The 12,176-nt window shown below is 34.2% G+C and carries 13 protein-coding genes; 1 reads left to right on the top strand and 12 read right to left on the bottom strand.

Features of this window, described 5'->3' with window-relative positions:
• Positions 1-175 precede the first annotated feature (175 nt).
• Positions 176-1,504 (bottom strand): tRNA (N(6)-L-threonylcarbamoyladenosine(37)-C(2))-methylthiotransferase MtaB, encoded by a 1,329-nt coding sequence (mtaB, locus tag ACP7AQ_RS06710; RefSeq protein WP_426094899.1) that lies wholly within the window; start codon positions 1,502-1,504, stop codon positions 176-178.
• 312 nt (positions 1,505-1,816) lie between these two features.
• Here mtaB and ACP7AQ_RS06705 point away from each other — a divergent pair, with 312 nt between their 5' ends.
• A complete protein-coding gene (locus ACP7AQ_RS06705) occupies positions 1,817-2,215 on the top strand; it encodes a hypothetical protein (protein WP_426094898.1) in 399 nt (132 codons plus the stop codon).
• Here ACP7AQ_RS06705 and ACP7AQ_RS06700 read toward each other — a convergent pair.
• The 11 genes from ACP7AQ_RS06700 to hisS form a co-directional block, all read right to left on the bottom strand.
• Entirely contained in the window at positions 2,212-3,009 is a 798-nt protein-coding gene (locus ACP7AQ_RS06700; protein ID WP_426094897.1) for a Cof-type HAD-IIB family hydrolase, read from the bottom strand. The two genes, ACP7AQ_RS06705 and ACP7AQ_RS06700, sit on opposite strands and share 4 nt — an antisense overlap.
• Positions 3,010-3,055: 46 nt before the next feature.
• On the bottom strand, positions 3,056-3,355 hold the full coding sequence (locus ACP7AQ_RS06695) for a type II toxin-antitoxin system RelE/ParE family toxin (protein WP_426094896.1): 300 nt from the start codon (positions 3,353-3,355) through the stop codon (positions 3,056-3,058).
• 1 nt (position 3,356) lies between these two features.
• Positions 3,357-3,602, bottom strand: a complete 246-nt coding sequence (locus ACP7AQ_RS06690; RefSeq protein ID WP_426094895.1) for a hypothetical protein — start codon at positions 3,600-3,602, stop codon at positions 3,357-3,359.
• 34 nt (positions 3,603-3,636) lie between these two features.
• Positions 3,637-3,855: a DUF2007 domain-containing protein gene (locus ACP7AQ_RS06685; protein WP_426064355.1), complete on the bottom strand. Its 219-nt coding sequence runs from the start codon at positions 3,853-3,855 to the stop codon at positions 3,637-3,639.
• 15 nt (positions 3,856-3,870) lie between these two features.
• Positions 3,871-4,551: a DEAD/DEAH box helicase gene (locus ACP7AQ_RS06680; protein WP_426094894.1), complete on the bottom strand. Its 681-nt coding sequence runs from the start codon at positions 4,549-4,551 to the stop codon at positions 3,871-3,873.
• 94 nt (positions 4,552-4,645) lie between these two features.
• Complete coding sequence (locus tag ACP7AQ_RS06675; RefSeq protein ID WP_426064357.1) at positions 4,646-5,809, bottom strand: sigma-54-dependent transcriptional regulator; 1,164 nt, start codon at positions 5,807-5,809, stop codon at positions 4,646-4,648.
• Between the two features lie 199 nt (positions 5,810-6,008).
• On the bottom strand, positions 6,009-7,325 hold the full coding sequence (locus ACP7AQ_RS06670; protein ID WP_426094893.1) for an ABC transporter permease: 1,317 nt from the start codon (positions 7,323-7,325) through the stop codon (positions 6,009-6,011).
• A gap of 97 nt (positions 7,326-7,422) precedes the next feature.
• Positions 7,423-8,343 carry an ABC transporter ATP-binding protein gene (locus ACP7AQ_RS06665; RefSeq protein ID WP_426094892.1) on the bottom strand — a complete coding sequence of 307 codons (921 nt, stop codon included), beginning with the start codon at positions 8,341-8,343 and terminating at the stop codon, positions 7,423-7,425.
• Between the two features lie 234 nt (positions 8,344-8,577).
• Entirely contained in the window at positions 8,578-9,693 is a 1,116-nt protein-coding gene (gene dnaJ, locus ACP7AQ_RS06660) for a molecular chaperone DnaJ (protein ID WP_091204032.1), read from the bottom strand.
• Positions 9,694-9,771: 78 nt separating this feature from the next.
• A complete protein-coding gene (locus tag ACP7AQ_RS06655; protein ID WP_426094891.1) occupies positions 9,772-10,350 on the bottom strand; it encodes a nucleotide exchange factor GrpE in 579 nt (192 codons plus the stop codon).
• A gap of 295 nt (positions 10,351-10,645) precedes the next feature.
• Entirely contained in the window at positions 10,646-12,022 is a 1,377-nt protein-coding gene (gene hisS / locus ACP7AQ_RS06650) for a histidine--tRNA ligase (RefSeq protein WP_426094890.1), read from the bottom strand.
• Between the last annotated feature and the right edge of the window lie 154 nt (positions 12,023-12,176).

Genomic DNA, 12,176 nt, shown 5'->3' with positions numbered 1-12,176 from the left:
TTTTGCAGATTCAGCAGATTTTATAGCTCATAGTACCTATTTCGAATTTCTTTAACCAAGCATTTGAAAAGAGTTAAATACAGTTTGTATTAATTCCTTTTAATTAAAAAAGAAAAAATTATTGACTTAATTCGTATCAAAACTCATTCTTTGTGGTAAAAAAAAAATTGTCTTTTTAATCCTCAATATTCACGAACTCCATTCGTACGCTTCCGTCTTCATCAATTTTTGTCAATTTAATGTCGTGCAACGTGTTGACTAATTCTGGATTCCAAGGCGTTTTTACTTTGACATAGTTTTCGGTAAACCCATGAATATAACCTTCTTTATTTTCACTTTCGAATAAAACAGTTCTATCATTACCCAATTGACTTTCATAAAAAGCACGACGTTTTTTAACAGACAGGCCGCGTAACATCTTGCTACGTTTGGCTCGAACATTTGCAGCAACAACACCTTCCATTGCAGCCGCTTCCGTATTATCACGTTCCGAATACGTGAAAACATGTAAATACGAAATATTCATTTCATTCAAGAAATGATAGGTTTCCAGGAAATGTTCATCTGTTTCGCCAGGAAAACCAACAATTACATCCACACCAATACAAGCGTGTGGCATTACTTCCCGAATCTTATTTACTCTTTCAGTATATATTTCGCGCTGGTAACGGCGTTTCATTAATTTCAAAATATCGTTGCTTCCAGATTGCAATGGTATATGAAAATGCGGCACAAAAGTTCTGCTTTTCGATACAAATTCTATCGTTTCATTTTTCAATAAATTTGGTTCAATAGATGAAATTCGCAATCTTTCAATACCTTCTATTTTGTCTAATTCCTGAACTAATTCCAGAAAAGTATGTTCGTGTTTTTTATTTCCGAATTCCCCTTTTCCGTAATCGCCTATATTTACTCCGGTAAGAACAATTTCTTTTATATTTTGCTCTGAAATATCTTTTGCGTTTTTCAATACATTTTCCAGTTCATCACTTCTGGAAATTCCTCTTGCTAACGGAATCGTGCAATAGGTACATTTGTAATCACAACCATCCTGAACTTTCAAGAAAGCGCGTGTTCTGTCCCCTATCGAATAACTTCCCACGTAAAAATCGGCTTCGGCAATTTCGCAGGAATGTACTTCTCCAAAATCATTTTTAGACAAATCATTAATATAATCGGCCAATTTGAATTTTTCAGTTGCACCAAGAACTAAATCTACTCCATTTACACTCGCTAATTCTTCTGGCTTCAATTGCGCATAACAACCAACTGCCGCAACAAATGCTTTGTCATTCAATTTCATTGCTTTTCGCACCACTTGCTTGAACTGCTTGTCTGCATTTTCAGTAACGGAACACGTATTAATCACATACATATCAGCTACTTCCTCAAAATCTACTCGATCAAAACCCTCATCTTGAAGATTGCGCGCAATGGTAGAGGTTTCCGAAAAATTCAGTTTACAACCCAGCGTATAAAAAGCAACTTTTTTTCTATTTTCCATAAAATAACTCAATTAATGAAATCGTTGTCAAAAAATTGAGAACGCAAATTTACGTACAATATTCTGGAAAATGAAATCAATAATTTCTATATCTTAGCATCTTCTAGACCAATAATTTATACTGTCAAAATAAAAAAAACAATTTCAATTATATTCCTTTTTATTGCGGTTCAAATAAATGCTCAGAACAACATTGAATGGGATGGAAAATATCAAATCCAACTTTCCGATTTTAAATCAAAAGCAACTCAAATTGGCAATGTGAGTAGTAATAGCATACAAACTGCTTCTGGACTAAATTTTAGCATACAAATGAGTAACGTTGAATTCGTGTTTACAAAAAACTTCAATTCCAAAGTAAGTTCTACATTCAAACAAGAATCGGCTTCCATAATAGCAACTGATACTATTACTGCTGAACGTATGGTGAAATTTGCTCAATATGAATTTGATTTATCAGAACTTTATGCTCGAAAACTTAGAAAAGACTTATACGTTAACAAAGGCACTTTTTCAGATATTAGTTTTCTTCAACCGCTTTATGATGCTATCCAAAAAGAATATGTAGAAGAACACGGAGAAGCCTCTAAAAAAACTAATCTGGGACAAAAAAAGGATATATTAAAAAAACTTAACGATGATGTTTTAATAAGAATTCAAGAACTTTCTGATTTCTGTAAAACTTGTAAATCACCTAAAAAGAAATCTTAATTCAAAATAAATCGTCTCACAACCTCGGCCACACCATGATCATTATTTGATGCAACAACAACATCGCCTTTATCTCTCAATTCAGGATCAACATTGTCTACCCAAACGCCCAATCCAGCATATTCAATCATGGTTAAATCATTTCCTGCGTTTCCAACGGCGATAATTTCACATTGAAGGATATTTAGTTTTTCCGCTAAAAATTTAATACTAGCTCCTTTATCAATTCCGTTTTGTGCTACTTCAAGAAAGAAAGGCTTTGACATGCTGACACTCAGATGTGGCATCGTCGCTTTCAAATCTTTTTCTACTTCTTTTAAATAACTTGGCTTTTCTAATAAGATACATTTTACAGCTGAAGATTGAACCTCCTCTTTAAAACTTACCACTTTATTATGCGCTAAACCGGTGATGTTTTTTTCGATTTCGATATATTCAGAATCTGTTTCACTTACAATTTTACCATCAACATAAGTAATAATGTGAGTATTACTTTTTAAACTGTAATCGTACAATTCATGGATTTGATCTTGGGTTAATGTTTGTTCAAAAATGACCTTATCTTCCTTCAAATCTGTAATCACAGCTCCATTATACGATATCATGAACGAATTATCCAATTGCAGTTCTTTGGCATACGCTGTCATTGCTGGGGTTGGTCTACCAGATGCCAGAACAATATGAACACCTAATTCTTTTGCCTTAAACAACATTTCTTTATTCTCGTTTGAAATGGTATGGTCATCAGTCAACAAAGTGTCGTCCATGTCCAAAACCAACATTTTATATTTCATTTTAATTTTTTAAAAGTATTAGTTTCAACTACCGCAGATACACAAATTACTTTTTCAATTTGACTGAATTCTGACGAGTATCAAAAATTTGAAGAATACGAATTTCCGTTTCAGAATGAATTTTATATATAACTTTATAATCTCGAACAATCATTCTTCTGTATGGTTCTCCTAAGAATTCATCTACTTGATATTGCTCAACAAAATGAATGTTTTTACTTTGAAATACAATATCTCTGATAACGCTTTTCGCTCCTTGAGGAGATTTTAACCTAATGAATTCAAATAGTATTTTTAAATCGGCTTTGGCTTGATTATCCCAAAGTATGATAATTGGCTTTTGCATATTACCAACTCTCAATTTCTTTTTCTAAATCTTCAATCGTTGTATATTCTCCCGATGAAATTCGTTCATCAGCCTCTTTTACCATAGCAACGTATTCTTCCTTATCAACTGGATAACCACTTATAGTATGAGCAAAAACCTCTTGGTCTAAAACAGATTTAAGCGCAATTATTTTTTTTAGTTTACTCTCATCATTAATATGAAGCAACCAATCCATCAATTCTATTTTTTTTGCAGCTATGTCCATCTTACAGTGATATTTGAATAACAAAAATACTAATTTAAATACTCATTCTAAATTCTTCGATAACTGGATTTACTTTTGAAAACTCAGTTTCCTGAACGAACAATTCAACCGCCAAATCCGAATTCCCAAAACCTCCCAATCGAGCTGATTGTATATTGTTTTTCACAACAACATTTACACCAATCGCTTCGATTTTTTCCTGTAAAGCCATTGCTAAAATTTCACTTCCCGAAAACACTTTCATTAATCCCATCTTTTCCTTATTTAATTATTTTTTACTGTTTTCTTCATCAGCTTCTTCCTCCTCAAAATCTTCGCCAGCTTCCTCGTCTTCATCTCCATCAAAATCGAATTCAAAAGGTTCCTCTAGCATTTTTTCTGCAAGGACTTCTATTCGTTCCGTAAATTGTTCAGAGAAAATTATACGTTGGGTTCTGACAATACTATTCGAAATACGCATAATTTTTGTTTCATGACGCAATTTTAAAATTGGGTCTGCATCATCCAAAATAAACATTTTCAATCGGTTTACATTAAATCCAGCTGTGGTAAACATTTCACTCAACTTATTTGGAGTTCCAATCAATACGTCAATTCCGCTGGAAATATAATTTTTATCATATTCCGTATCTCCTTTATCATGAACACCATAGACTTCTAAATTAGAATTCTTTCCGTATTTTTCAAAAAGTGACTCCATTTCCAACACTTTGATTTTGTCTTCAACAATAATTAAAGCCCTAGGTGACTCTTCGGTTGCGCCTGCCAACCTCTGAATTACATTCATAACAATGGTTGTTGATTTCCCGCTTCCTTTTGGTGCAATAATAATACAGTCCGAACCACTTTTCAGTGTCGAAAATGTTTCTTTTTGCATCGCATTAGCCTCGGTCAAACCGTTTTCAATCAGGGCTTGCTGTAAATCTTCGTTTATTTTTTTTAGTTTCATTTCTTATGATTAAAAGATTAAAAATTGAAAAATTAAAAGATTAAACTAGTGCCAAATCTTTAAATCATTAAATTTTAAAATCATTAAATTAATTTTATTTTGATGCAAAGAGCTTCACATCATTCTCGGAAATTTCGCTTCCACCAAGGATAATCAGTCGCTCCACTACATTTCGTAATTCACGGATGTTTCCAGTCCAATCATATTCCTTCAATAAATTAATCGCTGCTGTAGAGAATTTTTTCACTGCGTTCCCTTGCTCTGAGGCAATTTTATCAGAAAAATGCGAAATCAGCATCGGAATATCATCGCGTCTTTCATTCAACGCAGGAACTTTTATTAAAATAACGGCCAAACGATGGTATAAATCCTCACGGAAACGACCTTCGGCAATTTCTACCTTCAGATCTTTATTCGTTGCCGCTACGACACGAACATCTACTTTAATATCCTTATCTGCTCCCACTCTGGTAATCATACTTTCTTGTAAAGCGCGCAATACTTTGGCTTGCGCCGAAAGACTCATATCGCCAATTTCATCCAAGAAAATAGTTCCTTTATCAGCGGCTTCAAATTTTCCTGCGCGGTCTCTCACTGCCGATGTAAACGCTCCTTTTACGTGACCGAATAATTCGCTTTCTATTAATTCTGATGGAATAGCAGCACAATTCACTTCGATTAAAGGAAAATTAGCTCGTTCACTTTTTTCGTGTAATTGATGCGCTACGAGCTCTTTTCCAGTTCCGTTTGGTCCCGTAATTAAAACTCTGGCTTCGGTTTGTGCTACTTTTTCTATCATTACTTTGATATGATTAATAGCTTCGCTTTCGCCAATCATTTCGTAGTTCTTGCTGACTTTTTTCTTTAAAATTTTATTCTCCACTACGAGCTGTTTTTTATCCAAAGCGTTGCGAACCGTATTCAACAATCGGTTTAAATCAGGTGGTTTTGAAATGTAATCAAATGCACCCAACCGCATTGTATTGATGGCTGTTTCCATATCGCCATGACCGGAAATCATCACCATAGGAATTTCAGGTTTGATTTTTTTGACCGCTTCCAAAACTTCAACACCATCCATTTTAGGCATTTTGATATCACACAAAACGAGATCGTAGTCGTTATTTTTTATTTTTTCATAACCTATCGCACCATCTTCGGCTTCTTCAACTTGATATGTATCGTTCTCTTCAGAAAGTATTTTTGTGAGTACTCTTCGAATTGCAGCTTCGTCTTCTATGATTAGTATTTTTGACATATTTGTATTTTTGTTTTGCCACGAAGGCACAAAATTTCATTTCTAATTAACAGACAACGTTTTTGAAAACTGATGCCCTAGCCCCGATTGAAGTGGAAATCCTTTTTATTTTTTCTTTAAAAATAAAAAGATTACAACGTAAAGCGGGAAATAGCTCCATAAATTAATTAAGTTTTAACAAAGCTGAATTAACGTTCTATTAGTATTTTAACCAGCGGTACATTTCACTCCAAGTTGGTTTTTTGCCATACATCAGTATTCCAATTCGGTATATTTTTGCGGCAAACCAAACTACAAAAAAGAAGCTTCCGAATAATAACGTTACTGATATTATGATTTGCCACAAAGGTACGCCAAACGGAATTCGCATCAGCATAACGATTGGCGAGGTGAGCGGAATCATTGAAAAAACAACTGCAATTGTCCCGTGCGGATCATTTATTACGGTAAAAAATCCGACATAAACGCTTAACATTAACGGCATGATGATAGGTAGCAAAAATTGCTGTGAATCCGTTTGATTATCAACTGCAGCGCCAATTGCCGCATAAAATGAGCTGTACAGAAAATAACCGCCAATGAAATAAACCACAAAGCCACCTAAAATACTTGCAATGGGTAAATTCCATAATTCTTTAATATACATTTGGGCAGTTCCAGTCATTTCCTGCTGCGCGGTTTGCATCATTTCCGGAGAAATTCTGGATGTTGATCCAACATTTACTCCAAAAAAAACAGAAGCCGCAAACAGTAATGACATTCCGATTATTGCCCAAATAAAGAATTGCAGCAATCCGGCTAGTGAAGTTCCTATTATTTTTCCCATCATCAATTGAAATGGTTTGACCGATGAGATTATAATTTCTACTATTCGGCTGGTTTTTTCCTCGATGACGCTTCGCATCACCATGTTTCCGTAGATGATTATGAACATCATAATAAGATATCCAAATGCGCCGCCAATCCCGATTTTGATTTCATTAAGTCCTTTGACGCTTTCTTCACCAGATGCTTTTGTCAAGCTAATATTCACTTTAGATTGCGCATTTTTAATGGCCAGTGTATCTAAATGCGCTTTTTCTAAATTATTTTTGGTTAGCTTATTTGCAATTACATCCTGAACATTTTCAATGAATGAAATACTTGGACTGCTGTTTGAAATAAACTGGATTTTACTTTCAAAATCCTCGGCATTATTCGCTTTAGGGATATACAACAATCCTTCGTAGCTTTCATTGGTAATACTGTCTTTAAGGAATTTTAAGTCTATTATAGTCAGATCAACGTATTTATACGCTTTTTTTTTATTGTTTTGCGAAGTAAATTCCTTTACAAACATACCCGATTCATCATGAATAGCGATTCGTTTGGTATCAGCTTTCATGGAACTTAAATAGGCTACAAAAACGGCTATTCCCACAAATAGTAACGGACTTAAAAAAGTCATAACAATAAAAGATTTATTACGCACTTTGGCGATAAACTCTCTTTTTACAATTAATGATATGATGCTCATTTTCTAAACTGCTTAAATTTTTCGATTACTTAGATTTTTTTAGAACGATTCGATTAGAAGACTGCAAAAAGTCTAATAATTGAAGAAGTCTATCCAGCTATTGTGTTACTGTTTGAATGAAAATATCATTGACACTTGGAATTTTTTCGACAAAATGCGTTACCTGACCGCGTTGTGTAAGAATATTTAATAATTCATTTGGCGTCGAATTTCCGAGTTGGATTTCCAGTTTTAATTCGTTGTTCAATGATTTAAAATTAGCTGGACCAACAGTGAATTTTTGTGTAATAGCGTACATCAAACATTCTACATTCTCAGATAAAATACCAACTTCAAAACTATTAGTTTTAAATTGTCTTTTTACATCAATCAGTTTTCCTTCAATCAGTTTATTGGATTTGTGAATCAACGCAATATGGTCACATAATTCTTCTACGCTTTCCATCCGGTGAGTCGAGAAAATTATGGTTGCTCCTTCTTCTCGCAACGCTAGAATTTCATCTTTAATAATATTAGCATTTACGGGATCAAAACCAGAAAAAGGTTCATCAAAAATCAACAATTTTGGCTTGTGCAAAACGCAAACCACAAACTGAATTTTCTGCGCCATTCCTTTAGAAAGTTCTTGGATTTTCTTGTCCCACCAACCTTGAATTTCTAATCTTTCAAACCAATATTCCAATTGTTTTTTGGCTTCAGCCTTAGAAAGTCCTTTCATTTGAGCCAAATACAAGCATTGTTCTCCCACTTTCATAGTGTTGTACAATCCCCTTTCTTCCGGCAAATATCCTATATATTGAATGTGTTTGGGTTGCAGTTTTTCACCATCCAAAATAATTTCGCCACGATCCGGCAATGTAATTTGATTTATAATTCGGATAAGTGATGTTTTACCGGCCCCATTTGGACCTAAAAGTCCGTAGATACTCCCTTTTGGAACCGTTAATGAAACCTCGTTAAGCGCGACATAATCACCGTATTGCTTGACAACTTTATTCACTTCAAGAATGTTACTCATGCTTATTTTTTAATTGTTGTAAAAGTAAATAATTAGTACCGAAATACTTAGAATAGTTTCAGATATGTAGCATTTAATTTTTAGCGATCGTATATGATATTGCCTTATATTTATTGGTATTTGTTTGCAACTAACAAATTATTATTGGCGATTTCATAAAAAACCCATCCTTATTTTAACAAGGATGGGGTATATACTTTAAACAGCATCGATAAATTATATCGCTACTTTTTATTATGAAAACATATCTTTTACTTTCTCAAAAAATGATTTATCTGATTTTTCAGGATTTGGAATAAAATTTTCGTCGGTAAGATTTTTTTCGAAAAACTGTTTTTGATCTTTATTCAATGTTTTTGGAGTCCAAACATTTACATGCACCAATAAATCTCCGTTTCCGTAACCATTGATGCTCGGAATTCCTTTTCCTTTTAATCTTAAGATTTTACCAGATTGAATTCCTTCTTCCAGTTTGATTCTGACTTTTCCGTTTATAGCTTCAATATCTTTAGAAATTCCAAGAACAGCTTCAGCAAAACTGATGTATAAATCATAATGCAAATTCTCCCCTTCGCGTTTCAAGAACTCATGCTCCAATTCCTCAATAGCAACAATTAAATCTCCCGGAATACTATTTCCTGGAGCATCATTTCCTTTATTAGAAACTTTCAATTGCATTCCGTCCACCACTCCCGCGGGTATTTTTATTGAAACAGTTTCATCTTCAAGAATCATTCCTTGTGAATCTGCTTCTGTTGGTTTTTTATCTAAAATTTGACCCGAACCACTACATGTCGGACATGTTGAAGCCGATTGCATTCGACCCAAAATTGTATTTGTAACGCGCATCACTTGTCCCTGACCATTACATGTAGAACACGTTTTGTAACTAACGCCAGGAGCTTGAACTTTACGTTTAACTTTTACTTTTTTCTCAACACCATTGGCAATTTCTTCCAATGTTAATTTTACTTTGATACGCAGGTTGCTCCCTTTAGCACGACGAACTCCGCCTCCTCCGCCTCCGCCGAAACCACCAAAACCGCCTCCGAAAATATCACCAAACTGACTGAAAATGTCATCCATATTCATTCCGCCTTGACCACCTCCGCCGAAACCGCCAGAACCATCAAAAGCTTGATGACCATATTGATCGTACTTTGCTTTTTTCTGAGGATCGCTTAATACTTCGTAAGCTTCAGCAGCTAATTTAAACTTATCCTCTGCTGATTTATCTCCAGGATTTTTGTCAGGATGAAATTGTAGTGCGCTTTTTCGGTATGCTTTTTTAATTTCTGCAGCATCAGCATTTTTTGAAATGCCTAATATTTCGTAAAAATCTTTTTTCATTTTTATTTTTTCTTTTGTTGAGTCGCACTAATGTGCATAGCTGCGCATAATGTAAAGACTTGATAAACCTTGGCTCTACTACTGCCCTAATACAACTTTTGGAAAACGAATGATTTTGTCACCTAACTTGTATCCTTTTTCAAGAACGTCAACAATTTTACCTTTCATTTCGTCTGATGGTGCAGGTATTTGAGTAATTGCTTCAGCAAAATCAGCATCAAAAGCGTCTCCTGGCTTTACCTCAACTTGCTCTAATCCTTTAGCAACTAAAGTATTTTTTAATTTTTCATGAATAAGTTCCACTCCTTTTAAAAGCAATTCATCTTCTGATTTACTTATTTCAACAATGGCTCTGTCAAAATCATCCAATACTGGTAACATCGCTAATAAAACCTCTTGGTTAGCTGTTTTGAACAACTCAATACGCTCTTTGGTAGTTCTGCGTTTGTAATTTTCGAATTCAGCAAATAATCGTAAATATTTATCTTTCTCTTTGGCTAAGTCTTGCGTCAATTGCTCTTCTACACTTAATTCCTCAATAATCATTTGCTCCCCATTGGCATTATTTTCTAATGTCGTCTCATCTAATTCTTGATCGATTTCTGTATTTTCAGTAGTCATAGTACTAGTATTTTTAAAAATATTCTTAAACTTCATTTTTATTCTTTTCTGTTGATTGCAAAAGTACTGCCAATTCTTTTTAAATGTCAAATTGTCATCTTTTTATTGATTTCATTTTTCTTTTCGCTATTACTTCTGAGTACTTAAAATTTTAAGATTATTTTAAGATTATCTTGCCATTCTTTATTTAGTTTTGTTAACAAATTTTTTTTAGAAATGTTTTCAAAAGTAAAAAACTTGAGATTATATTCTGAACAATTATTAATTCACCTTTACTTTATATTAAGAAAAGCTTCGTTTTAACCAACGAAGCTTTTCTTATATATTCAAATTAAGAGTTTAACAAGGCTTGTTTTAAACTTTCAAAATCCATTGTAAGCTGTTCACCCGTAGTTAGATTTTTGAGCGAAAACATATTCGATTCCATTTCATGTTTCCCAGCAATTACCGCAAAAGGAATTCCACGTATATCCGCATGTTGAAACTGCTTTGCCACTTTAGCATTATCAGGATAAAATTCTACTTTTATATTTGAATTTCTTAATTCTTTTATCGCTTTCATCGCGTAAAAAGCTTCACTTTCACCATAATTGATAAACAATGCTTTTGAAGTTTCCGTTACAGTTTCCGGAAATAAATTCAATTCTTCGACTACCAAATAGATTCGGTCTAATCCAAAAGAAATACCTACGCCGCTCATGTTTTTCAATCCAAAAATTCCCGTCAAATCATCATATCTTCCACCACCACCGATGGAACCCATTGAAACAGATTTTGGCGGAGCCACTTCAAAAATAGCGCCTGTGTAGTAATTCAACCCTCTTGCTAAGGTTACATCCAAGTCCAGAATTGTGGTTGACAAACCAAGTTGTGTTACATTATCACAGATAAAACGCAGTTCCTCGACCCCTTTCATTCCTTCGTTAGACTCAGCAAGCAAAACGGAAAGCTGGTTTATTTTCTCCGAAATAGTTCCCGAGAAATGAAATAACGGTTGCACTTTCAGAATCGCTTCCTCCGAAATTCCTTTCTCCATCATTTCTTTTTTCACGCCGTCCTCGCCTATTTTATCGAGTTTGTCCAACGCTACCGTAAAATCTATTAATTTATCCGATGCACCAATCACTTCAGCAATCCCGGATAATATTTTTCGATTATTGATTTTGATAGTTACTCCTTCCAAACCCAAGGCAGTGAAAACAGAATCATATAATTGTACTAATTCTACTTCCTGCCACAATGATTTAGAACCCACCACATCTGCGTCACATTGAAAAAACTCTCTGAAACGTCCTTTTTGCGGGCGATCCGCTCTCCAAACCGGTTGGATCTGGTATCTTTTAAATGGAAATTCAATATCATTTTGGTGTTGTACCACATAACGGGCAAACGGAACGGTTAAGTCATACCGCAAGGCTTTTTCGGAAATACTTGACGTTAATTTAGTACTGTCTCTGTTTTCTAAATGAGTTGCGTTGGATTTCGCCAAATAATCTCCAGAATTTAATATCTTAAAAATCAAACGATCGCCTTCTTCTCCGTACTTTCCCATTAGGGTTTCGGAGTTTTCAAATGAAGGTGTTTCTATGGGTTGAAATCCGAATTTCTCGAAATTCCTTTTTATAATTTGGATGATATAGTGCCGTTTTGCAACCTCAGTTGGTGAAAAATCTCTGGTTCCTTTTGGAATGTTCGGTTTTGATGCCATGGTGTAAATATTGGATATTAAATTTAAGATTTTGGAAGAGTTGAAAAAATTCCAAATTCTAATTCTTTGCAAATATCTTATTTTTAAAATTATTCTGTTTACAAATTTTAGCATTTTATTACCCAATGCCTAGCCCGGATTAAAGTGGAAATAC

Source organism: Flavobacterium sp. DSR2-3-3 (assembly GCF_049896585.1).
In the GTDB taxonomy this organism is placed as follows: domain Bacteria; phylum Bacteroidota; class Bacteroidia; order Flavobacteriales; family Flavobacteriaceae; genus Flavobacterium.
Note: the sequence above shows the minus strand (reverse complement) of the source record. Positions and strands in the feature narration are given on the sequence as shown.

Coding starts and splice junctions, on each gene's coding strand:
- ACP7AQ_RS06685 (WP_426064355.1), bottom strand. CDS start 3,855: ATGGGATTAATGAAAGTGTTTTCGGGAAGTGAAATTTTAGCAATGGCT.
- ACP7AQ_RS06655 (WP_426094891.1), bottom strand. CDS start 10,350: ATGAAGTTTAAGAATATTTTTAAAAATACTAGTACTATGACTACTGAA.
- ACP7AQ_RS06695 (WP_426094896.1), bottom strand. CDS start 3,355: ATGCAAAAGCCAATTATCATACTTTGGGATAATCAAGCCAAAGCCGAT.
- hisS (WP_426094890.1), bottom strand. CDS start 12,022: ATGGCATCAAAACCGAACATTCCAAAAGGAACCAGAGATTTTTCACCA.
- mtaB (WP_426094899.1), bottom strand. CDS start 1,504: ATGGAAAATAGAAAAAAAGTTGCTTTTTATACGCTGGGTTGTAAACTG.
- ACP7AQ_RS06705 (WP_426094898.1), top strand. CDS start 1,817: ATGAGTAACGTTGAATTCGTGTTTACAAAAAACTTCAATTCCAAAGTA.
- ACP7AQ_RS06665 (WP_426094892.1), bottom strand. CDS start 8,343: ATGAGTAACATTCTTGAAGTGAATAAAGTTGTCAAGCAATACGGTGAT.
- ACP7AQ_RS06670 (WP_426094893.1), bottom strand. CDS start 7,325: ATGAGCATCATATCATTAATTGTAAAAAGAGAGTTTATCGCCAAAGTG.
- ACP7AQ_RS06680 (WP_426094894.1), bottom strand. CDS start 4,551: ATGAAACTAAAAAAAATAAACGAAGATTTACAGCAAGCCCTGATTGAA.
- ACP7AQ_RS06675 (WP_426064357.1), bottom strand. CDS start 5,809: ATGTCAAAAATACTAATCATAGAAGACGAAGCTGCAATTCGAAGAGTA.
- ACP7AQ_RS06700 (WP_426094897.1), bottom strand. CDS start 3,009: ATGAAATATAAAATGTTGGTTTTGGACATGGACGACACTTTGTTGACT.
- dnaJ (WP_091204032.1), bottom strand. CDS start 9,693: ATGAAAAAAGATTTTTACGAAATATTAGGCATTTCAAAAAATGCTGAT.
- ACP7AQ_RS06690 (WP_426094895.1), bottom strand. CDS start 3,602: ATGGACATAGCTGCAAAAAAAATAGAATTGATGGATTGGTTGCTTCAT.